General features: G+C 40.7%; 20 protein-coding genes. All 20 read right to left on the bottom strand.

The features are described from left to right. Positions 1–156: 156 nt before the first annotated feature. Complete coding sequence (locus AAV98_RS12705; RefSeq protein ID WP_010193298.1) at positions 157–402, bottom strand: YlmC/YmxH family sporulation protein; 246 nt, start codon at positions 400–402, stop codon at positions 157–159. A 78-nt stretch (positions 403–480) separates the two neighbouring features. Beyond that, entirely contained in the window at positions 481–1,725 is a 1,245-nt protein-coding gene (locus AAV98_RS12700) for a M16 family metallopeptidase (protein WP_060665940.1), read from the bottom strand. Between the two features lie 30 nt (positions 1,726–1,755). Further along, positions 1,756–2,721, bottom strand: a complete 966-nt coding sequence (locus tag AAV98_RS12695; protein WP_060665939.1) for a polysaccharide deacetylase family protein — start codon at positions 2,719–2,721, stop codon at positions 1,756–1,758. A gap of 144 nt (positions 2,722–2,865) precedes the next feature. Next, positions 2,866–4,983 (bottom strand): polyribonucleotide nucleotidyltransferase, encoded by a 2,118-nt coding sequence (pnp, locus tag AAV98_RS12690; RefSeq protein WP_060665945.1) that lies wholly within the window; start codon positions 4,981–4,983, stop codon positions 2,866–2,868. 270 nt (positions 4,984–5,253) lie between these two features. Continuing rightward, positions 5,254–5,523 (bottom strand): 30S ribosomal protein S15, encoded by a 270-nt coding sequence (gene rpsO / locus AAV98_RS12685; protein ID WP_010193305.1) that lies wholly within the window; start codon positions 5,521–5,523, stop codon positions 5,254–5,256. Positions 5,524–5,625: 102 nt separating this feature from the next. Beyond that, positions 5,626–6,597, bottom strand: a complete 972-nt coding sequence (gene ribF / locus AAV98_RS12680; protein WP_060665938.1) for a bifunctional riboflavin kinase/FAD synthetase — start codon at positions 6,595–6,597, stop codon at positions 5,626–5,628. 49 nt (positions 6,598–6,646) lie between these two features. Next, positions 6,647–7,558 carry a tRNA pseudouridine(55) synthase TruB gene (gene truB / locus AAV98_RS12675; RefSeq protein WP_060665937.1) on the bottom strand — a complete coding sequence of 304 codons (912 nt, stop codon included), beginning with the start codon at positions 7,556–7,558 and terminating at the stop codon, positions 6,647–6,649. 285 nt (positions 7,559–7,843) lie between these two features. Beyond that, a complete protein-coding gene (gene rbfA / locus AAV98_RS12670; RefSeq protein WP_060665936.1) occupies positions 7,844–8,209 on the bottom strand; it encodes a 30S ribosome-binding factor RbfA in 366 nt (121 codons plus the stop codon). 13 nt (positions 8,210–8,222) lie between these two features. Next, a complete protein-coding gene (locus tag AAV98_RS12665; protein ID WP_060665935.1) occupies positions 8,223–8,501 on the bottom strand; it encodes a DUF503 domain-containing protein in 279 nt (92 codons plus the stop codon). Further along, positions 8,498–10,648 carry a translation initiation factor IF-2 gene (infB, locus tag AAV98_RS12660; protein WP_060665934.1) on the bottom strand — a complete coding sequence of 717 codons (2,151 nt, stop codon included), beginning with the start codon at positions 10,646–10,648 and terminating at the stop codon, positions 8,498–8,500. Before infB ends, AAV98_RS12665 begins: the two co-directional genes overlap by 4 nt. 17 nt (positions 10,649–10,665) lie before the next feature. Beyond that, complete coding sequence (locus tag AAV98_RS12655) at positions 10,666–10,965, bottom strand: YlxQ family RNA-binding protein (RefSeq protein ID WP_060665933.1); 300 nt, start codon at positions 10,963–10,965, stop codon at positions 10,666–10,668. Next, positions 10,958–11,245, bottom strand: coding sequence for an RNase P modulator RnpM (rnpM, locus tag AAV98_RS12650; protein WP_010193317.1), 288 nt, complete (start codon positions 11,243–11,245; stop codon positions 10,958–10,960). Before rnpM ends, AAV98_RS12655 begins: the two co-directional genes overlap by 8 nt. A 22-nt stretch (positions 11,246–11,267) precedes the next feature. Further along, on the bottom strand, positions 11,268–12,392 hold the full coding sequence (nusA, locus tag AAV98_RS12645; RefSeq protein WP_060665932.1) for a transcription termination factor NusA: 1,125 nt from the start codon (positions 12,390–12,392) through the stop codon (positions 11,268–11,270). Positions 12,393–12,480: 88 nt separating this feature from the next. After that, complete coding sequence (gene rimP, locus AAV98_RS12640) at positions 12,481–12,951, bottom strand: ribosome maturation factor RimP (RefSeq protein WP_060665931.1); 471 nt, start codon at positions 12,949–12,951, stop codon at positions 12,481–12,483. Positions 12,952–13,426: 475 nt separating this feature from the next. Beyond that, positions 13,427–17,728, bottom strand: coding sequence for a PolC-type DNA polymerase III (locus tag AAV98_RS12635; protein WP_156317754.1), 4,302 nt, complete (start codon positions 17,726–17,728; stop codon positions 13,427–13,429). Positions 17,729–17,860: 132 nt separating this feature from the next. After that, a complete protein-coding gene (locus AAV98_RS12630) occupies positions 17,861–19,546 on the bottom strand; it encodes a proline--tRNA ligase (RefSeq protein WP_060665929.1) in 1,686 nt (561 codons plus the stop codon). 659 nt (positions 19,547–20,205) lie between these two features. Next, positions 20,206–21,465, bottom strand: a complete 1,260-nt coding sequence (rseP, locus tag AAV98_RS12625; protein WP_060665928.1) for an RIP metalloprotease RseP — start codon at positions 21,463–21,465, stop codon at positions 20,206–20,208. 13 nt (positions 21,466–21,478) lie between these two features. Then, positions 21,479–22,630 carry a 1-deoxy-D-xylulose-5-phosphate reductoisomerase gene (gene dxr, locus AAV98_RS12620; protein ID WP_060665944.1) on the bottom strand — a complete coding sequence of 384 codons (1,152 nt, stop codon included), beginning with the start codon at positions 22,628–22,630 and terminating at the stop codon, positions 21,479–21,481. A 42-nt stretch (positions 22,631–22,672) separates the two neighbouring features. Then, positions 22,673–23,464, bottom strand: a complete 792-nt coding sequence (locus AAV98_RS12615; RefSeq protein ID WP_060665927.1) for a phosphatidate cytidylyltransferase — start codon at positions 23,462–23,464, stop codon at positions 22,673–22,675. A gap of 18 nt (positions 23,465–23,482) precedes the next feature. Further along, positions 23,483–24,256 carry an isoprenyl transferase gene (locus AAV98_RS12610; protein WP_060665926.1) on the bottom strand — a complete coding sequence of 258 codons (774 nt, stop codon included), beginning with the start codon at positions 24,254–24,256 and terminating at the stop codon, positions 23,483–23,485. Positions 24,257–24,355: the final 99 nt, after the last annotated feature.

Genomic DNA, 24,355 nt, shown 5'->3' with positions numbered 1-24,355 from the left:
CTTAGAGAAAACTTCTCTACTACCGTTTTCCACGTAATCCCTCCCGTTCAGGCTTAGAGAAGACTTCTCTTCTACCGTTATCCACGTAATCCCTCCCGTTCGTTCCGTCATACAAAGCTCTTGAACACAAAAAAGACCCAGCTCGCGCCGAGTCATTTACTCTTCTTCTTCAGGAATATCGATGATAATCATATCTGTACCAATCTTTTTAATGTGATTCCACGGTACACGAATATCACTGCCTTCTTTCTTCAGACCAAACCACTTCAGAGAAGGAATGATGAGAGAACGTATCTCCCCGGTATTTTCGTTGATTTCAAGATCTGTATGACCGAGTATACCCAGACGTTCTGCGCGTTTTACATCAACTATTTCTTTTCCGCTCATTTCACTTAACCTCATATAAAAACACCTCCTATATTATCTATATTAGAAGGCGTCCAAAAAAAAACCTGCCATTAGAAAATGACAGGCATCCTATTATTTTTCTTGAATTGATTTAGGCATTTCGCCGCTAGGACTAATCAAAGCAACCGAGTATTCATCTGTAAAAATCTTGGTTGCCAAGTTATTAACAGATTCCTCTGTAATACTATTGATTCTTTCTAATATATCATCAAGGGAGCGGTGTCTTCCAAGGAGAAGCTCATTCTTTCCATTTCTGCTCATCCGACTATTAGTGCTCTCAAGACTCAACATAAGACTTCCTTTAATTTGCTCTTTACTGTTAACCAGCTCTTTTTTGGTAATTCCGTCATGTTTGAGCGTGTTAAGTGTTTGTTGTATGGTTTCAAACAACAGATCTAATTGGTTGCTGCCAGTTCCACCATAAATGGTAAGCATTCCGTTGTCTTGGAAGGTGGAGTGGTAGGAATAGACGGAATACGCAAGTCCGCGTTCTTCTCTTACATCTTGGAAAAGACGACTGCTCATGCTGCCTCCAAGGACATTGTTCAATACAATCAAGTTGTAAATGTCTTTATCCCCGATTTGAAGCCCGTCGTAACCTATGCAGAGATGAGCCTGTTCGGTCGTTTTCTTTTTTGCGATACGCCCGGTTTCAAAAGAAGGTTTTTCATACTCACGCTTCGAGTGACCAGTTTCATAACTTCCAAAAAGATTTTCAATCTCTTTGACAAAAGACTCATCAATATTACCAGCTACTGAGATGACCACATTGTCTGGAGTATAGGTTTCCTTCATATATTCACGCAATGTATCCCCATTAAAGGCAGATAGCGTTTCTTCCGTTCCTAGGATCGGATAACCTAAAGGATGGTTACCGTAGGATGCTCTTGCCAATACGTCATGAACGATATCATCTGGTGCATCTTCATACATTTTGATTTCCTCGTACACGACATTTTTTTCTTTTTTCAATTCTTCTTCATCAAAGATGGAGTGGAAAAACATATCTGCTAAAACGCCAAGTGCATAAGAAGAATGTTCATCCATTACTTTTGCATAATAACATGTGTATTCCTTTGAAGTGAATGCATTAACCTGCCCTCCGATTGAATCGAAAGCCTCAGCAATTTCACGTGCATTTTTTGTTTCTGTTCCTTTAAAAAACATATGCTCAAGGAAATGCGATACACCGTTGTTAACGTTATCTTCATTCCGTGAACCTGTACCAATCCATACGCCAATCGCAACCGAGCGGACATGTGGAATATTTTCTAAAACAATTCTAACTCCGTTTGAACAAGTATGTTTAGTAAGCAACGATAATCCTCCTATTCAAGTTTGCCAATTCTAGTTGTGATGAACAATTCTTTCTTCGCTTAAAAGAGAAGAAACCGTTCCTAGTTCAAGCCCTTTATCTTTTATGGATGTAATAAGAGTTTCCAAACTGTTTGCTGTTGATGGCGTAGGATGCATAAGAACCATTGCTCCTGGATGGATCTTACCCATCACTCGATTAATGAGAACATTAGGTTCTGGCTTTAGCCAATCAATGGTGTCTACACTCCACATGATGGTCCCTAATTTCATGTCATGGGCGATGTTTACTACCTCATCACGATAGCTTCCACTAGGAGGAGCAAACCAAGTGACTTTACTGCCAGAGATTGCCTCGATAACTTCATTTGTTTTCAAAAGTTGTTCCCTGACAGCGGTACTTCCTAATGTTTTCATATTAGGATGAGTGTAGGAATGATTCCCTACTTCATGTCCAGCATCTATAATCATTTTAGCCATTGAAGGGTTTTCTTTAACCCATCTTCCTTCCAGAAAAAAGGTCGCTTTTACTCCATGATTTTTTAATGTTTCTAGCATCCCTGGAATATGCTCATTTCCCCAAGCGACATTTATTAGGAACGAAACCATTGGCTTTTCAGGGTGTCCCCGATAAATCGGAGAAGGTGGTAAATCGGAGAGGTGAATCTTCGGTGGTATTTGCTTCATGACAAGCTTTTTCTCGTCAAATTCACCGCTCTTTTTCATGTTCTTATAAGAAGCTTCAAGATCGACTTTTAATCCGTTAAGTCCCGGTTGAGCCTTCCAGATCTTATCTATCTTAGCATCTTGTGGGGCAACTTCATACGTAGCCGCTTTTTCTTCAATCTCCACATAGAGTGCATCCTTTTTCTTGGCAACCTCTGCAATATCGTTAGAAAGAACAGAAGCTATATCACCCTGGAATGGTTGACTCACCGTGTTATATGTAAAAAATGCAATAATAACAAATGCCAACATTTGAAACGTACTTCTTTTCATTCCACCCACTCCTTCCTACTTAAAATTTATGTAGGAGGTGGACAAGGTAGAACAAATAAAGCTTGTTGCATACCTTCCCCCCATAAATAAATTTAATGGGGGGAGATACTGCAAAAAGCCCGGTGGTCAAACCAGGCTCCTATATTAGGACATTTGCTCGTTTTTTTCTTTTTGCTCTTTCAGGAGGACTTTTCTAGAAAGATTTACTCTTCCCTGCTTGTCAATTTCCATTACTTTTACAAGAACTTCTTCACCAAGTTTCACAACATCTTCTACTTGTTTCACGCGTTCTTCTGCAAGTTCAGAAATGTGGACCAGTCCGTCTTTACCACTGAATAGCTCTACAAATGCACCGAATTTTTCAATACGTTTAACTTTACCCATGTAGATTTCGCCCACTTGGACTTCGCGTACGATATCTTCGATGATTTTTTTCGCTTTATCATTCATCTCCATATTAATAGAAGAGATAAATACTGTTCCATCTTGTTCGATGTCAATTTTCACTCCGGTTTCTTCAATAATCTTATTGATTTGTTTACCGCTTGGTCCAATAACATCACGAATCTTATCTGGGTTGATGCTCATCATCAAGATCTTTGGTGCATAAGGAGAAAGCTCTTTACGAGACTCATCAATTGTAGCAAGCATCGAATCAAGTATATGCATACGTCCAATTTTAGCTTGCTGAAGGGCTTCTTCTAAGATAGCACGGGAAAGTCCTTCAATTTTAATGTCCATTTGCAGTGCTGTAACACCCTTAGCGGTACCAGCAACTTTAAAGTCCATATCTCCAAGGTGATCTTCCATCCCTTGAATATCGGAGAGAACCGTATAATGCTCGCCTTTTTTAATTAGTCCCATTGCGATACCAGCTACAGGAGCTTTAATTGGTACACCAGCATCCATCATCGCAAGTGTACTTGCACAGATACTAGCTTGAGAAGTGGAACCATTAGACTCCAGAACTTCTGATACAAGACGTACTGTGTATGGGAAGTCTTTTTCGGAAGGAATAACTGGCTCAAGTGCGCGTTCCCCAAGTGCACCATGTCCGATTTCACGACGTCCAGGTCCTCTCGATGGTCCTGTTTCCCCAACACTGAATAATGGGAAGTTATAGTGGTGCATAAAACGTTTTTCTTCTTCAATTCCCAATCCGTCAAGAATCTGAACATCCCCTAGTGCTCCGAGTGTACAGATACTTAAGGCTTGAGTTTGACCACGTGTAAACAGGCCGGAACCGTGAGTACGTGGCAACAGGCCAACTTCAGAAGCAAGCGGACGAATCTCGTCGCTCTTACGTCCATCTGGACGTACTTTATCTTCCGTAATAAGGCGTCTTACTTCTTCTTTTACAAGCTTGCTAAGGATTTCATTAACCTGCTTCAGCACATCAGCTTCTACTTCTTGCTCTTCATAGCGTTCAAGAACTTCTGCCTTTACTTCTTTGATTGCAGCTTCACGTGCATGTTTTTCAAAGACTTGAACAGCTTTTGTCATCTTCTCTTCAGCAAGTGCACGAATTTCATGTTCAAGGTTTTTATCTACTTCATAAAGAGTAACTTCTGTTTTTTCTTTACCTACTGCTTGTACAATTTCTTCTTGGAAAGCAATTAAACGTTTGATTTCGTTGTGACCAAACATGATTGCTTCTAACATTACTTCTTCCGGTACTTCATCAGCACCCGCTTCTACCATGTTGATTGCATCCTTTGTTCCAGCTACAACCAAGTTGATATCACTCTTTTCAAGCTGTTCCACATTAGGGTTAATAACGAACTCGTCGTTGATTCTTCCTACTGTTACACCTGCAATCGGACCTTGGAAAGGAATATCGGAAACAGAAAGCGCCAAGGAAGAACCAAACATCGCTGCCATCTCAGATGAACAGTTTTGATCCACACTCATTACAATGCTGATAACTTGTACTTCGTTACGGAAACCATCAGCAAAAAGCGGACGGATTGGTCGGTCAATCAAGCGGCTAGCCAGTACAGCTTTCTCACTTGGACGTCCTTCTCGCTTGATGAATCCTCCTGGAATTTTACCTACTGCGTATAATCTTTCTTCATAGTTAACGGTTAATGGAAAGAAATCTAATTTCTTCGGTTCTTTTGAAGCGGTTGCAGTACTAAGAACAGCCGTATCTCCGTAGCGGACCATTACTGCTCCGTTTGCTTGCTTTGCCAATTGTCCCACTTCTACCGTCAGGTTTCTTCCAGCCCAGTCGATAGAAAAGACTTGTTTATCTTGTCCCATGAGTTCGTTTAACCCCTCTCTAGCTTTCATATGTATTGACCTTCTTCTCCTACCTGCATCCATTCAACGGAATGGTAAGTAGTAGGACAGTCTATGTGAAAATAAGTTTAGTATTATGTATAGTATGAACGAAATAACTACTACATATCAATAGAATTCCATCATGTATAGGAAAAAAATCGCTTTTTTATAGGATTATAAGAAATTTTTGAAAATAACTTCCAAAATACTAATAAAAAAGCGGGAATTCTCCCGCTTTTTCTGACAAACTTATCGACGTAATCCTAATTTGTTGATTAGTTCACGGTAACGAGTTACATCCTTGTTACGTAGGTAAGTAAGTAAGTTACGACGCTTACCAACCATTTTCAATAGACCACGACGTGAGTGGTGATCTTTCTTGTGAGTACGTAAATGCTCGTTCAGGTTGTTGATCTGTTCTGTTAGGACAGCGATCTGTACTTCTGGAGATCCAGTGTCAGATTCGTGAGTTCTGAACTCGTTGATAAGTTCTTGTTTACGCTCTTGTGTAATAGCCATCCTATTCACCTCCTTAATAGTAAAAACCCCTATTACCGAGCAAGCGTTGGTGATTCGACTTGCCAAGCAATGGTTTTAGTACGTTTAATAGCATACCTCTTTTTAAGTTAAAAAGCAAGTATCGTGCAGGTTTTTTTGAAAATAGTCTTCAGCAATTCCCTTGTCTTTTCTAATCTGAGCAACAAGTGCGTCAATACCCGAAAACTTCTTTTCTTCCCTTATACAAGTATGCCATTCTATTATTACTTCAGTACCATAGATTTGCTGATCGAAATTTAACAGGTGTACTTCAATGGATGGAAGGTTTTCTTTCTCTTGCTTGTGGAAAGTCGGTTTATAGCCGACATTGCAAACGCCATTCACCCATTGATCATTTACATACATTCGTACGGTGTAGACACCGGTTCTAGGAATAACATAGTCATCATTAAGCACAACATTGGCAGTAGGAAATCCAATAGTCCTGCCTCGTTTTTCACCGTGACCGACTTTCCCTCGTACTTGATAGTACCTTCCCAGTGTATCCGGTAAATCATTAACTTTTCCTTCCTTCAACTGTTCCCTTATGAAGGTAGAACTTACTTTCAGGTCATTTGTTGTATATTTCTCCACAACAGTCTGATCAAATTGTTGTCTAGAATGAAACGGAAGTGTCTCCATTGTTCCTTTACCAAGACTGCCATAGGAATAATCAAAGCCAGCAACTACATGTTTTATATTGAGTCCAATAATATATTGATCTACAAAGTCCTGGGGTACTAGCGACGCAAAGGACATGTCAAATTTAACCACATAGAGAATGTCCACCCCTAATGATTCAAGAAGTCTTATCTTTTCGGAAAGAGGGGTTATATAACGAACATGCTGGACAGTTCTTCTTAACACGACAGAAGGATGCGGATCGAGCGTCATTACTGCGCTCGCAGTTCCTAGTTCGTTCGCCTTTGCCAGTGCATTTTTAATGACTTTTTGATGGCCAAGATGAATACCATCAAAAAAACCTAAAGCGACTGTCGCAGGAATACACTCTTCTTTTGTAAGAGAATGGGGATGCTCCAAATACATAACTTTCATCAATTATCACCTAAATCTCAATTAATCATGCAAGACCAATATACGCTAATCAACCGTGAAAAACTTTTTTCGGCTTCATCAGGCCTGGTTTTGAAGGATGTTTCATATAGATGGCCAAGCATTTATTATCGTGGAAAACACTAAAGTATTCATTTGTATCATTGATATTATCTGGATACGGTAAAACCGCACCATTATACACTTTCTCTGCTACTTTATCACTAATTTCCAACTTAGGCAATGAACTTAGTGCATCTTCCATCGGCAGTAAATGTTCTTCTACAGCTCCCTGTTCAGTCAACTCACTTAGCTGTTCTAGAGTAATTGCTTGATCGATGGTGAAGTTACCTGAAGTTATTCGCGTCAAATAGGACATATGTGCAGGATGTCCTAGCAGCTCCCCAATTTGCACTGCTAGGGTTCTCACATATGTACCTTTACTGCAGTTTACTTGAAAGGAGAAGCGAATTTGGCCTTTTTCTTCCTTATGTGTAATATCGCTTGTCAGGAAAATATCATGGATGGTCACTTTTCTTGAGGGCCTGTCGATAACCTTTCCTTCTCTTGCATATTCATAAAGTTTCTTTCCTTTGATTTTCACAGCGGAGTACATTGGAGGTGTTTGTTCAATTTCTCCTTTTAACTGTTGAAGAACAGAAAGTATTTTTTCTTTTGGTATAGGGTTGTCCACCCTTTTTTCTTCCACTATTTCTCCTGTCTGATCTTCTGTTGTTGTTGCAGTTCCAATTGTCACTTCAGCCACATATGTTTTTTCTTCTGCGGTAAGGAATTCCACTACTTTGGTTGCCTTGCCGATACAGATTGGTAGCACTCCTGTCACTTCTGGATCAAGTGTGCCTGTGTGCCCGACTTTTTTTGTTTTCAAAATCTTTCTCACTTTAAATACGCAGTCATGCGAAGTGAAGCCTTTTGGTTTGTTTAAAATTAAAATGCCATCCATTTAGGCCACCCCTTTCATTTTATAATAAGTAATCCCCTGTAGATTGAAGTGCAAGGTGTGAGACTCCTCGAAAATGCTAACGCATTTTCTTCGTGCGATGAATTGCTGCCGAAGCTTTCCTTGTCCTGCGGGGGGTAACGGGTTGAGACCCCTGAAGCGTTGTGAGGAGGCTCAAGCATCGTCCCGCGGAAAGCGAACACCTGGAACGGAAATCAACAGGGAGTCAATGCAAAATATCATTAGAGTCAACAAAAAGGATAGACAACTGCTGCCTATCCTTTTGTTTTACTCTTCATCGTCAGAATCAGAGTCTCTTTTATTCAATTCATGAATTAGGCTTTCTATGTGGTTTCCGTAAGCGATGGATTCGTCAAACTCGAAGAAAAGCTCTGGAGTTTTTCTTAGGCGAATTCTGCGTCCAATTTCACTGCGGATGAAGCCTTTAGCTTTTGCCAAGCCAATCAACGTATCTTGTCTTTTTTCATCGTCTCCAAGTACAGAGATGAAAACCTTGGCTTGTTGAAGATCTCCAGTAACCTGTACATCCGTTACTGTTACAAAGCCTACACGAGGATCTTTAATTTTACGACCAATGATATCAGAAAGCTCTTTTTTCATTTGCTCTCCAACTCTGTTTGATCTGAGTGTCATACCTTTCACCCCTTTAAAGCCAATCAAGCGAAGTTTCTGCCCGCTCTATCTCTGGAAAAGAATCCAGGTAGTCGAGTACTTTTTGCAATTCTTTTTCGGTGATGGATTTGGAAGAAGAGATGGATACTATTCCAATCTTCGTCCGTTGCCATACGTCTTGATGATCAATCTCTGAGATGGAAATGTTGAACTTTTGTTTCAGCCTCGTCATCACTCGCTGAAGGACTGCTCTTTTTTCCTTCAAAGATTGAGCATCATAGATCATACAGTCACACTCTATATATCCAATCATTTTCTTTCAATTTCTTGCATTACGTACGCTTCGATGATGTCGCCTTCTTTAATGTCGTTAAAGTTCTTAATTGTAACACCACATTCGTAGTTTGTCGCAACTTCTTTTACATCATCTTTGAAACGCTTGAGTGTATCAAGTTCTCCTTCAAAAATAACGATTCCGTCACGGATTAGACGAATACTGGAATCACGTGTGATTTTACCTTCTGTTACGTATGCACCTGCAATTGTTCCAACTTTTGAAACTTTAAATGTTTGGCGTACTTCTACTTGACCGATGACTTTTTCTTCAAATTCTGGGTCAAGCATACCTTTCATAGCCGCTTCAATTTCTTCAATTGCTTTATAGATGATACGGTGTAGACGGATGTCAACACTCTCAGCATCAGCTGTACGTTTCGCACCTGCATCAGGACGAACGTTGAAACCAATGACAATCGCATTAGAAGCAGAAGCAAGGATAATATCGGATTCTGTGATGGCCCCTACACCCGTGTGAATGATTTTCACTTTAGCGCCTTCTACATCAATCTTTTGTAGGGAGGCAGCCATTGCTTCTACAGACCCTTGAACGTCTGCCTTTACAATCAAGTTGATTTCTTTCATCTCACCTTGCTTGATTTGTTCAAACAAGTCATCAAGAGTGACACGCGTCTTTTCGCTGCGTTGTTCTTGAAGTTGTTTTTGAGCACGCGCTTCCCCGACGTTACGAGCTGTTTTCTCATCAGCAAAGACCATGAAGTTGTCTCCAGCTTGCGGTACTTCATTTAGTCCAGTGATTTCTACTGGTGTAGATGGACCAGCTTCTTTTACGCGGCGTCCAAGATCATTAACCATTGCACGAACACGCCCGAACGTGTTACCTACTACGATTGGATCTCCGACACGAAGCGTTCCTTTTTGAACTAACAGGGTAGCAACAGAACCTCTACCTTTATCAAGCTGAGCCTCAATAACTGTACCCTGTGCAGCTCGTTTAGGATTAGCTTTATATTCTTCTACTTCAGATACTAAAAGGATCATTTCAAGCAATGTATCAATGCCCTCTCCACTTAAAGCGGAAAGTGGTACAAAGATAGTATCTCCACCCCAAGCTTCTGACACTAAGCCATGCTCTGTTAATTCCTGCATAACACGGTCAGGATTGGCAGCTTCTTTATCCATTTTGTTAACAGCAACGATGATTGGAACTTCTGCAGCTTTTGCATGGTTGATTGCTTCCACTGTTTGAGGCATTACACCGTCATCTGCTGCTACAACAAGGATTGTGATATCTGTAACTTGTGCTCCACGGGAACGCATAGTAGTAAACGCAGCATGTCCAGGAGTGTCAAGGAACGTAATCTTTTTCCCTTGTTCCACTTGTACTTGGTATGCACCGATGTGCTGAGTGATACCACCAGCTTCACCTGCAGTTACCTTAGTATTACGGATAGAGTCAAGAAGGGTTGTTTTCCCGTGGTCAACGTGACCCATAATTGTTACAACTGGAGGACGCTCTTCCATTACTTCTTCTGTATCTTCAGAATCGTAGCCTTCAAAATCAGTTACTTCAAAAATGATTTCCTCTTCCACTTCCACATTGTACTCGCCAGCAATCAACTCAATGGAATCTTTATCTAGATCCTGGTTAATAGTCGCCATAACACCAAGCATTAAGAGCTTTTTGATAATTTCAGATGGCTCTTTGTTCAGCTTGTTAGCTAGCTCTCCAACTGTTAAGGAACCTGTGAAAGTAATTTTCGATGGCGTTTCTTTTTTCTTTACTGGTTGTGGCGGAGCTTGATGTTGTCCGCGGTTTTGGTTTTGTTTATTGTTTTGTTTCTTTTTCCCTTTAGGGGAGTTATTGATATTGTTGTTGTTAAACGGCTTCTTAGGTGAAGAGGTATTTTTGCCTTTTCCGCCTTGGTTGCCACCTTGAGATTGGTTGGTATTTTGTTTCTTTGGTGCAGAAGCATTGTTTTGCGGTGCTGCTTTCTTTGGTGCTTCTGTTTTATTTGTGCCGTTCAATTTTTGGATCGTGTCGTCGTCTAATGTTGCCATATGGTTTGATACCTCAATATTCATTTCTTTTAGTTTTGTAATGACATCTTTACTTGATACGTTCTTTTGTTTAGCGTATTCGTACACGCGTAATTTCGTCATACATTCACCCCCAAAGATTAATCGAGCATGGTGAGTAGTTTGTTGGCGAACCCTTCATCAAGAATGGCGACCGAAACTCTCGCATCTTTTCCTATCGCTCGACCTAACTCATACCGATCGTCTACCGTTCTGATCGGTACGTTATAATACGTACATTTATCTTGTAATTTTTTCATCGTGTTGGCAGAAGCGTCGCTAGCCAATAGAACCAATTTCGCCTTGCCTGCCCTCACTTCTTTAATGACAAGTTCTTCCCCTGTAATGGTCTTTCTTGCTCTTGTTGCAAGACCGACAATGGATAGCCATTGATTATTCATGTGTTGAGTTATTCTCCGTTTCTACCAGCTGAAGTAATTCATCATACAATGAATCATCAATCGCTACTTCCAGGTGACGGGCTAGGATGTTTTTCTTTTTTGCAAGGAGGATGCTCTCCTTGTTTCTTGCAAGATATGCCCCTCGGCCTGACTTTTTCCCTGTAGGATCAATTGAAACTTCGCCTTCTTTAGAACGGACGATACGAATCAATTCCTTTTTAGGCTTCAATTCTTGACTTGCCACACATTTCCGCATAGGGACCTTTTTGCGATTGTTCACCTGATTCACCTTCTTTTAAAAATCAGTCTTCAAAATTGTCATCATCATAAAATTCATCATCCATCTCTTCTGTATCATTCTTTGATAAAGAAAGATTTGGGTAAATTCCTAGCTCTTCCGCTTCAGACTCACTCTTTATGTCGATTTTCCAACCTGTTAACTTAGCAGCAAGTCTAGCGTTTTGCCCACGTTTACCAATTGCCAAAGATAGTTGGTAATCAGGTACGATGACTGTTGTTGCCTTTTCTTCTTCATTAACTTGAACTTCCAGTACTTTAGATGGACTTAGTGCATTGGCAACGAACTCTACAGGATCTTTTGACCATCTAACAATGTCAATTTTCTCTCCTTTTAATTCGTTCACAATCGCTTGTACCCTCTGTCCTTTCGGTCCAACGCAAGCTCCTACAGGATCGATTTCCGGATTATCACAGTGAACGGAAATCTTTGAACGGTCTCCTGCTTCACGTGCAACGGATTTAATTTCTACGGTGCCATCATAAATTTCTGGAACTTCAAGTTCAAAAAGGCGTTTTAAAAGACCTGGATGAGAACGGGAAACAAAAATTTGTGGCCCTTTTGTCGTTTTTTCCACTTTAGTTAGGAACACTTTAATTCTATCATGAGGTTTGTAATGTTCATTAGGCATTTGCTCATTAACTGGCAACAATGCCTCAATCTTTCCAAGACTCACATAAATAAATTTAGAGTCTAGGCGCTGAACAATCCCTGTCATGATATCTTCTTCGCGTTCGATATATTCAGAGTATATAACTCCTCGTTCTGCTTCTCTTACTCGCTGCGTTACTACTTGCTTTGCTGTTTGCGCTGCAATACGACCAAAGTCCTTTGGAGTAACTTCAATCTCAAGTACATCATTTTCTTGATAGTTTGGATTGATCTGTTGCGCTTCCTGAACAGAGATTTCAAGACGAGAATCAAAAACCTCATCTACTACATCTTTTCTTGCAAATACGCGCATTGTTCCTGTTTCCAAGTTCATATCTACCCGTACATTTTGTGCTTGATTAAAGTTTCTTTTGTAAGCAGATATAAGTGCAGCCTCAATCGCTTCAATAATTACATCTTTGCTAATGCCCTTTTCCTTTTCCATCAGGGTTAAAGCATCAAATAACTCGCTGCTCATAGAACCATGTCCCCCTTAAAATACCTATCATTGATAATTTTTTTAACCGACTACCTTAAACAGATGTTATCGGTTTGTCTGGTTCTTTCTAGAACCTGACTGCCAAACGTGCTTTCGCTACTTTTGGATATGGAATGGAAACTTCCTTTTTGCGTGTTTTTATAGTCATGGAGAGTTTAATTGTTTCTCCATCGAAATCCAGAAGATCACCTTCAAAGGACTTTAAGCCGTCTATAGGTTCATACGTTTTAATGTTGACATATTTACCTATCGATTTCTCGATGTCTTCCTTCTTCTTTAGAGGGCGCTCAGCACCAGGAGAGGAAACTTCCAGGAAATAGTTATGAGGAATAGGATCTAATTCATCAAGCTTTTCACTTAACTTTTCACTTACAGTTCCGCAATCCTCGATGTCAATACCGCCTTCTTTATCGACGAATACACGTAAAAACCAAGAGGACCCTTCTTTTACATACTCAATATCCACTAATTCAATATTCATTTCTTTTACGATGGGAAGAGCTAGTTCTTCCACCGTTTCTGTAACATTTTTGCTCATCATTTTCCTCCTTCGCAAGCGCGAGACGATGTCTTTAAAATCTGAACAAAAGACCCTGCCGATAAGCAGGGAATCGTAAACAAGCAAGCTTATGTAGAGCTGATACGAAATCTAACATTTCCTTTTTATCATAACCATGAAAAAACAAGGATGCCAGAAAAAACGGGAATACAATACGAAAGAGTGGGTTTCCCCACTCTCTGCTAATTACCTGTATATAGCATTTCCAATGTAAATATATCATATCCGTATGGAATATGCAAATCTTTCTAGTGTTTTCAGGGGGTTACGGCGCTTTCCACTTCCGACTGCCTGTTAACTTCCGTTCTTAGGTGTTCGCTTTCCTAGGGGCTGAAGTGAGCCTCTTCGGCTTCGCCTGCGGGGTCTCCACCTAGCACTATCTCCCTCAGGAGTCTCACACCTTGCACTACAGTTAACAGGGTGGATTGGATGAACCAGACATTTTCCATAAACATTAGAACAATGATAATTGGTTTTGATCTGGTAGGCCGGTTAGGCAGCCGTGATTGTCTAGGTACTCCAGGATTGTTTTGGAGATTCTGCCTCTTTGTTGCAGGTCTTCTTTGGATAAAAACTCTCCGTCTTCTCTTGAGTTCACGATGTTGATCGCTGCGTTTGTTCCAAGCCCCGGTATGGAGTTGAATGGCGGAATCAGAGAATCACCCTCGATTAAGAAATCAGTAGCACTGGATTTATATAAGTCCACCTTTTTGAAGGAGAACCCACGTTCACTCATTTCTAGAGCAAGTTCCATAACAGTGAGTAGAGACTTTTCTTTCGGCGATGCTTCTAAGCCTTTCGCATTGATTTCTTCTACTACCTTACGTATGGCTGCAGAGCCCTTCACCATTGTATCGATATCAAAGTCATCTGCGCGGACTGTGAAATACGCTGCATAGTACATTAACGGGAAGTGCACTTTGAAATACGCAATACGAACGGCCATAAGTACATACGCAGCAGCATGGGCTTTCGGGAACATGTATTTTATTTTCAAGCAGGAGTCGATATACCATGCTGGCACATCGTTTTTAATCATTTCTTCTTTAAATTCTTCTGAGAGCCCTTTTCCTTTACGGACGGACTCCATGATTTTGAAGGCCATGGAAGGCTCTAGCCCTTTATAGATAAGATAAACCATGATGTCATCACGGCAACCGATTACTTCACTTAGAGTGCAAGTCTTATTATGAATGAGCTCTTGGGCATTCCCAAGCCAAACGTCGGTCCCATGGGACAACCCAGATATCTGTACTAACTCAGAGAATGTCGACGGTTTTGTATCTTCAAGCATCTGTCTAACAAACCTAGTACCAAACTCTGGAATACCCAGGGTTCCTGTTTTACACATAATTTGTTCTTCTGTCACCCCAAGTGATTCCGTTCCACTGAAAATCTTCATCACATACGGATCATCTGTCGGAATAGTCTTCGGATCAATTCCGCTAAGGTCCTGCAGCATCCTAATTACGGTTGGGTCATCGTGACCAAGGATATCCAGCTTAAGCAAGTTATCGTGTATAGAGTGGAAATCAAAATGTGTCGTTTTCCATTCTGATGACTGGTCATCTGCTGGATATTGGATTGGGGAGAAATCAAAGATATCCATATAATCTGGAACAACAATTATCCCGCCAGGATGCTGCCCAGTCGATCTTCTTACCCCTGTACAACCTGATGACAGTCTGTCCACTTCGGCTCCACGCAAGATTAAGTTGCGGTCGTTTGCGTATCCTTTTACATATCCATAGGCTGTTTTGTCGGCAACTGTACCTATGGTTCCGGCTCTGAATACATAATCTTCTCCAAACAGAACTTTCGTATAGTTATGTGCTCTTGGCTGGTATTCACCTGAGAAATTCAAATCGATATCGGGTACTTTGTCACCTTTAAAGCCAAGGAAAGTTTCGAATGGGATATCATGACCGTCTTTTGTGTAGGCCTCGCCACAATTAGGACAGTCTTTGTTTGGCAAATCAAAACCAGATCCCACCGATCCGTCATCAAAGAACTCTGATTTTTTACATGACGGACAAACATAATGAGGAGGCAACGGATTTACCTCTGTAATTTCGGTCATGGTCGCGACAAAAGATGAACCGACAGAACCACGGGAACCTACAAGGTATCCATCGTCTAGGGATTTTTTAACTAGCTTATGAGAGATCAAATAGATAACAGCAAATCCGTGACCGATAATACTTTTTAATTCCTTTTCAATTCGCTTCTCGACAAGCTCTGGTAGCTCCTCGCCGTAAATGCTTCTTGCCCTGGAGTAGCTCATCTCCCGGATTTCTTCATCTGCACCTTCGATTTTAGGAGTATACAGATCATCTTTAATCGGCTTGATTTCCTCAATCATTCCCGCTACTTTTTGGGTGTTAGTTACAACAATTTCTTTTGCTTTTTCTTCGCCAAGAAACGAGAAGGCGGCAAGCATTTCATCTGTTGTCTTAAAATGAACATCTGGCAATTGATGCCTGTTCAACGGGTTTGCACCTGATTGAGAACGAACCAAAATCTCGCGGTGGATTTTATCCGTTTCTTTTAGATAATGAACATTTCCTGTCGCCACAACAGGTTTTTCTAGTTTTTCACCCAGCTTAACAATGTTGGTGATAATCTCTTTTAACGCTTTTTCATCCCGTACTAATTCAAGCTCCAACAAGTGAGCATAATTGCTAGGAGGCTGTACTTCGATATAGTCGTAGAACTCCGCAATACCTTCCACTTCATCTGGGGATTTTTGCATCATGCCTTCAAAGACTTCTCCCTTATCACAAGCTGTTCCAACTATAATTCCTTCACGTAATTTTTGGAGTTGTGACCTTGGAATTCTTGGAACACGGAAAAAGTAGTTCATATGTGAAATAGATACTATTTTAAATAGATTTTTCAGACCTGTATCATTGACTGCAAGTAAGGTGACATGAGACGGCCTCGCTCGTTTGTAGGCATCTGTTGTACCGGAATGCTCATTCAATTCATCATGATAGGTTATCCCTTTTTCCAAGGCATCTTTTAGCATCTTGACTAGCAAATAACCTGTTGCCTCGGCATCATATATGGCTCGGTGATGTTGGGTCAATTCAATATCAAACTTTTTACATAACGTATTTAACCGGTGATTTTTTAATGATGGGAAAAGTAAGCGTCCTAACTCCAACGTGTCAATGACTGGATTCTTTGCCTTTCCTAATCCAATCCGTTGGAATCCAATATTTAAAAAGCCCATATCAAAGCTTGCATTGTGAGCTACAAGAACGTCATCTTCCATCCAATCCGAAAAGCGCTTTAATACATCTCCTACTTCTGGAGCGTCTTGTACCATGTCATCCGTTATACCTGTCAAGTTGATCGTAGTCGCCGACAAAGCATGGTGGGGGTTGGCAAAAGATTCAAAGCGGTCAATAATTTCGCCGCCTCTTACCTTAACCGCCGCAAGCTCGATAATAGTATCATACATCGCTGACAACCCTGTCGTTTCCACGTCAAAGACCACATAGGTTTCGTCTGCAAGATTTCGATGGGATGGGTTATAGGCAATCGGCACACCATCATCTACAAGATTTGCCTCAAGTCCATACAGTATTTTGACACCATTCTTTTTCCCTGCTGCATATGCTTCTGGATACGCTTGGGCTACTGCATGATCTGTAACGGCTATGGCTTCGTGTCCCCATTTTTTTGCTTGGGCAACCAGTGAGGATATAGAGCTCACAGCATCCATTGTACTCATCGGAGTGTGTAAATGTAGTTCTACCCTTTTCTCCCCTTCAGGAGCTGTATCCAATCTTTCTTTTCCATGAAATTCATTGATATCATTTGCCATCATAACAAGGTCACGAACAAAAGTATCGTTTTGAATGCTTCCTCTTACTTTCAGCCACATTCCCTTTTTGACCGCTTGTAATAGAGGCACATCTTCTTTATCACGAGAAAACATTTTGACCATAATAGAGTTTGTGTAGTCTGTGATTTTAAAAGTCAATAATGTTCTTCCGCTGCGAAGCTCTTTCGTTTCCGCATCAAAAACGTATCCCTGAACTGCTACACGTCTTTCTTCTTCCACGATTTCCGCCAATGTCTTAATTTCTGCATCGTCTTTAATGGTATACCCGATCATAACTGGCCCACTTATGGAACCTTCATCTTTAGAGGTATCTTTCTTCTGCATTTCGGTGACAGCAGCCAATGCCTTTTGTTTATCCTCTTGTTGTTTTTGTTCAACAAACTGCTGATATTCTTCTTCAGAATGAGAAAGAGTAGTGTCTAAAATGAAGGTAGGGAAGCCAAATCCTTCGTAAATCGTGCATATGGTTGAGCTCAATTTTTTCTTAACAGCAATTGCTTCCGCTTCATTTCTTGCTTTTAACATAAGCTTGTTGCCTTGCAGGGCAGGTGTTTGTCCGTTCAGCAACATCATGAGAGGTGGAGAACCGCCTTGTAATTCTTTTAAACAAATCGGCCAATAATCCGCGATATAGGAATCTTCAAACGAGCGGTCTTGCACTGACAGTGTGAACGATACATTTGCGATGTGCGCAAAACTTTTAGTCAATCTTTCATAAAAAAGCACATACAACTTTGCTGGTAAGATTTTTTCCAAGACAAAATGAAAGTGCCATCGTTTTGTTGTTTTTTCAACAGTAAGTTTTTCAATTCCAGCTTCTGCAAAGTAAGGAAAAATATCATCACTTGTCATTTCTAACTGTTGAAGCAATAGTCGCAGTCTATCTTTTTTTTCTTGAGACATCTGGTCAAGCAAAATTCTGTCCCCTTTCCCTTGCATAGTTAATCTTTGGTATTTATTCTATAAAGACATAATGGAAGGTACCTCCAATATGGGGTACCTTCCTTTTTATATTCATACCTATTGTACTATATATTAACGTAGTTTTTGTATTAATTCTTCTACAGAAAGCTCTTCCATTTCCCCTGTTTCTCTCCACTTGACTTCCACGATTTTTTCCTCTGCTTTTTTACCAACTGTCACTCGGACAGGAAGCCCAATCAAGTCAGCGTCAGTGAATTTAACACCAGGACGTTCCTGGCGGTCATCCAACAGCACAGCCATTCTGGAATTCTTTAGTTCAGAGTATATTTCTTCTGCCAAAGAAGCCTGAGCTTCATTTTTTGCATTTACAGGGATGACGTGAACATCGAACGGGGTTACCGCTTTTGGCCATACTATTCCGTTTTCATCATGATATTGTTCTACGATTGCAGCAAGCACACGAGATACTCCAATACCATAGCAACCCATAATCATTGGTTGGTTTCTTCCATTTTCATCAAGGAAGTTGGCTCCCATTGCTTCGCTGTAACGAGTACCAAGTTTGAAAATATGACCTACTTCAATACCCTTGGCAAATTTAATGACTCCCTGTCCATCAGGAGAAAGGTCTCCTTCCTCTATAAAACGAAGGTCTGTATAGTGAGCGTTAAAGTCTCTGCCTGGGTTAACGTTGATGTTATGAACGCCTTCTTCATTGGCACCTGTTACAGCGTTAACTAGATACTCTACAGCAGTATCTGCAATGATTTCAACATTTTCAGGTACCTCTATCGGACCTAATGAGCCAACAGCACATCCCATCACCTTTTGAACTTCTTCAGCAGTTGCCGTTTCTACCACAGAAGCCTGATAGAAGTTTTTGACCTTTACGTCATTGATTTCGTGGTCCCCTCTTGCTAATACAAGGACAAATTTCTCATCTACTTTAAAGACGATGGATTTAATCAAGTCGGATTTCTCCATTTGTAGGTAGCTTGCCACTTCTTCAATCGTTTTTTGATCCGGAGTATTCACCTTTTCGATTTCACGTGCAGCTTCTGATCTCTTTTCATAATTTGCAACGACTGGAGCCATTTCAATATTTGCTGCAAAGGAAGATTCCGTAGAATAAGCGATGGTATCTTCACCGATTTCAGATAACACCATAAACTCATGTGTATCCTTCCCACCCATCGCTCCTGAGTCAGCAATTACAGCACGGAAATTCAGTCCAAGCCTAGTAAAAATGTTGGAATAAGCTGTGAACATCTTTTGGTACGTCTCATCCAAGGATTCTGCATTTGCATGGAACGAGTACGCATCCTTCATGAGGAATTCGCGTCCTCTTAACAGTCCGAAGCGCGGGCGTTTTTCATCACGGAATTTTGTTTGAATTTGATAAAGTGATAACGGAAGCTTTTTATAAGATTTCACTTCATCTCTGACAAGTGTTGTGATTACTTCTTCGTGGGTTGCTCCAAGGGCGAATTCACGGTTATGTCGGTCGTTTAGCCTCATTAATTCTGGACCGTAGGAGTACCATCTTCCTGATTCTTGCCATAGTTCAGCAGCTTGCATTGCTGGCATTAGTAATTCCACTGCACCTGCATTTTCCATTTCTTCTCTGACGATGTCTTCTACTTTCTTTAACACTTTTTTCCCCAGTGGTAAAAAGCTATAAATACCGCTTGTGTTTTGGCGGATGTATCCAGCTCTTAGCAGTAGTTGGTGGCTTTTGACTTCCGCGTCTGCAGGGACTTCTCTTAGTGTTGGAATTAGCATGTTACTTTGTTTCATTTTTGCACCCCATAACCTTTTCTATAAAATTTATGTAATTATATTAAACTCCCTGTTTCCTTTCGTTCCAGGTGTTCGCTTTCCGCGGGACGATGCTTGAGCCTCCTCAATTCGTTAGAGGCCACTGAAAAATTATCTGAATTATGGTTGCTGATTGGAAAACCGCTGTTGATTTCCGCAAATGGCTTCGCTTTCCTAGGGGCGGTGCTTGAGCCTCCTCACTCCGCTGCGGGGTCTCAAGCTACCGCTATCTCCCTCAGGAGTCTTCGCCTTTTGCTCCAATCCACAGCTAAAGATTACTAGAACATAAAAATTCAGTTTTTCAGTGGCCTAGCGGGGTCTCAAACGATCTTACACCCTCGCAGGAGTTTCACACCTTGCACTTCAGTCAACAGGGTAAATTAATTTTCACTTTAAACTATCTAATAAGATGATACCGTAGCTGTTGATTGGAGCACAGGGCGAAGACTCCTGCGGGAGGTAGCGCTTTGAGGAGACCCGGCAGGCTTGCCGAGGAGGCTTGCCGAGGAGGCTCCACAAGCGCCCCGCGGAAAGCGAAGTCCTGTGAGGAAATCAACAGCGGTGTATAACATAACCTAAAATGAAAGAAAACTTGCACCACATTTCATGATGCAAGTCCATGTGCTTATGTTTCTATTTTACAGGAAGAACTTTTGAATGTCATTCCAAGTTACAACAAGCATTAACAGCATTAACAGCGCAAAGCCGATAAAGTGGACAAGTCCTTCTTTATGCCGATCAACCGGTTTCCCTCTGACTGCTTCTGCTGCAAAGAACATCAATCTTCCACCGTCCAATGCAGGAATTGGCAGAAGGTTAATAATACCTAAGTTAATACTAAGGACCGCAGCCCATCTCATTAATAGGAAAACGCCTGATTCTGCGACAACTTCTGTCGATTTATAAATACCGACAGGACCAGATAACATATCTAGGGAGAATTGACCCGTGATCAATTTACCTAACCCTACCACAATCTCTTTTGACCAGTTATAGGTCTCAGAGGCAGCTTTCGGGAAAGATCCCCAGAAAGACTGCTCCATAGGCATGTAAACACCGATAATTCCGCGAGTTTCCCCTTCAATAGTTTCTGCTTTAGGAGTAACCGCAATTGTTTCTGATTGACCTTCTCTTTCAATCAAGAAATCCAATTCCTCTCCTGGATTCACTTGAATGATTTTCACTACCTCTTCCCAAGTCGAAACTTCTGCATCGTTAATGGCAACCACTTTATCACCTTGTTGCAGACCAGCAGCCTGTGCAGCTCCATCAGGAGTCAATTCACCGATAACAGATTCATTGATTGGGTATCCTTGTACCATTCCAAGGAATGTGAAGATGAAAAAAGCAAGTATAAAGTTCATCATAGGTCCCGCAAAAATTGCCATCGTACGCTGCCCTAATGTCTTTGAACCAAATTGCCTGTTATAAGGGGCGTTTTGGATTTCCTGCCCGTCCATAACAAAATACGATTCTTCGCTTACCTTGTATTCCTGTAAGACTTCCTCTTCATTCATTTCATATCCTCTGATGACAAGTTCCTTCTCCAGGTCTGCATATTCAACCTCGATAACTTTTGCATCAGGGTGTTTATCTTTATTATTGACTACTACTTTGTTGACTTCTCCCTTAGAGTTGAATAAGAGGCCAATATGATAGCCTGGTTTAATCTCAATGGTTTCAGGATCTTCACCAGCCATACGGACAAATCCCCCAATTGGAAGTAGTCTTATTGTATAGACTGTTTCATTTTTCTTGAAAGAAAACACCTTTGGACCAAACCCTATTGCAAATTCTCTACAAAGTATACCGGCTCTTTTGGCGAATACAAGATGTCCAAGTTCATGGACAAAAACAAGTACGCCAAAAATAATAATAAACGCGATTACGGTATTCACTAGATATCCACCTCTAATCTATTAGTGAACGAACATAGTTTCTAGTTTCTAAATCCACTTCCCTAATGGTTTGTAAATCAGGATTTAACTGTATGGAATGCTTGGACATTGCCTTTTCAATAAATGTTTCGATGGCAAGGAATTCAATTTGTCCATTTAGGAACGCATCGACAGCAATCTCATTTGCAGCATTTAACACAGTAGGCATGGTTCCTCCTGCTTTTCCTGCATCAAATGCATACTGTAAACATTGAAAACGGGCATAGTCCATTTTTTCGAAATGAAGCTTTCCAATATCCATAAAGTTCAATCTTTTTCCTGTTGGATGAGGCAATCTATCCGGGTATGTCAGTGCGTACTGGATGGGTACCCTCATATCTGGCGTTCCAAGCTGGGCAATGATACTGGTATCGTGAAACTCTACCATAGAATGGATGACACTTTCCCTATGCAAAACAACTTGTATATCTTGATAAGGAATATCGAACAGCCAATGAGCTTCTATTACTTCCAATCCTTTGTTCATCATGGTAGCAGAATCAATGGTTATTTTAGCGCCCATCGACCAGTTTGGATGATTGAGTGCATCTTCCCTTGTTACGCCTTCCAGCTGTTGTCTCGTTCGGTCGCGAAAGCTTCCTCCTGATGCGGTGAGAATGATGGTTTCAATATTTTTATCTTTTTCCCCTTGAAGACATTGGTAAATAGCAGAATGCTCGCTGTCTACGGGAAGTATAGGAACTTGATGCTTTCTAGCTGCCTCCATCACAATATGACCTGCTGTGACGAGGGTTTCCTTGTTAGCTAGTGCAATCACCTTTTTATTTTCAATGGCATGTAAGGTAGGAATCAGTCCAACGCTCCCCATCACAGCATTAACCAACACATCAGCTTCGTGGAGGGTTGCCACTTCAATCAATCCATCTTCCCCATAAACAATGCGAATATCTTTAGAAGCGAATTGACTTTTTAACGCTTCACAATTCTCTTTTGTTTGCACCGAGACCACTTGCGGATTAAATTCCTGTATCAATTCTTGTGCGACTTTGACATTTCCACCCACACTGAAAGCTAGCAGCTGAAATTGGTCGCTATGTTGCCTAATTACTTCTATTGTTTGTATTCCTATAGAACCAGATGCTCCCAATAGACTTATTTTCCTCACCAACACTCACCTCTCCAAAAGCCTTCTCTTTACTACAATGTGTCAGAAAAGAAAGATATGTATAAAATGCAATAGCGGTAATACGAAAAGAAGGCTGTCAAAGCGATCTAATATCCCACCATGACCAGGTAAAATAGAACCTGAATCCTTAATCTTGTAATGTCTTTTAAGTGCAGATTCCACCAAGTCCCCAATTTGTCCAAAAATGGATAAAAGGATGGCTATGATAATGGTGATGAAGATCGAGTGGTCAAAATCCACAACAAAGTGAAAAATCCCCCCTACGACAACTGCACAAATTACCCCACCTAGAGATCCCTCTACCGTTTTATTTGGACTGATTTCAGGCCATAATTTAGTCTTCCCCATTGATTTTCCAATAAAGTATGCACCTGAATCTGTCGTCCAAATAACGAATAAAGCAAAGAAAACGAACGCTAGAGCTAGTTCTCTAATTTCTATAAAATAATAAAAGCCTAATCCTACATAGATAGTGGAAATCATAAGGAATCCAACATCATCGAATGTAAACTTATTCTTAGAAAGGACCGTGTACGATAAAAGCAAAAGGGAGATAAGCAGGATGAAATCCATTTTTGACAGGATCAGCGAATCTGCCTCATACATATTAGAAGGTATCATCAGAAACCATAGAAGTAACAATGACAACACTCCTGGTACACTTGCCAACGACATACGCTTCATTCTCATTGCTTCAAATAGTCCAACTGTTGCCAGAAAATAGATAAAGACAACAAATGGGAGTTTTCCGTAAATAACGATTGGTAAAAAAGCTGCTGCTGCAATAACAGCTGTAATAATTCTTTGTTTCATTGTATGTCCAACACCTTCTTATATACCACCAAATCTTCTCCCGCGCATTTGAAAACTATTAATTGCCTCATATAAATCATTTTCTTCAAAGTCAGGCCATAGTACATCTGTAAAATAAAATTCTGCATACGCCAACTGCCACAGCATAAAATTGCTTAATCGTATTTCACCGCTTGTACGAATTAAAAGATCTGGATCCGGTAATAAATTGCTGAAAAGATATTCTGAAAACATCTCTTCTGTTAATTGATCGGTTGTAAGTGCGTTATTTTTAATATCCGCAGCTACATCCTTTACAGCTCGGAGAATTTCATCGCGTCCCCCATAATTTAAAGCAAAGTTAAGAATAAGTCCAGTGTTATCCTTCGTTTTCTCCATTGCATTGTTAACAGCTCTAAGTGTATGTTCCGGTAGATCAGACTTATTCCCCATAAGTCGAACTTGTACATTCTCTTCCATTAATTCTGGAAGGAAGGTACCGAGGAACTCTTCTGGCAATTTCATCAGAAAATCGACTTCAAGTTTTGGTCGTTTCCAATTTTCAGTGGAAAAAGCATACAGGGTCAACACTTTTACCCCTAGGCTATTAGCAGCTTTGGTGATTTTTCTTACTGTTTTCATCCCTTCATGATGACCAGCTATTCTCGGCATTGCGCGTTTTTTTGCCCATCTTCCATTGCCGTCCATGATGATGGCGATATGCTCTGGTATGGGATGGTTCATTATTTCTTCTTTTAAGCTAAGCGATTTAGAGGTTTCTTTGCCTCTCCACTCTTGTATTTTCTTCAGCATAAAAATCCTCCATTAAAAATAAACAGACGTACCGAAAGGGTCTATCCATTTATAGTAACAGTATTAACAAAAAAACCCCCTGTAAACATTAGAGGGTCT

Source organism: Bacillus sp. CHD6a (assembly GCF_001293645.1).
Classification (GTDB): Bacteria; Bacillota; Bacilli; order Bacillales; family Bacillaceae_I; genus Sutcliffiella_A.
This window is presented reverse-complemented; position numbering and strand designations above follow the sequence as displayed.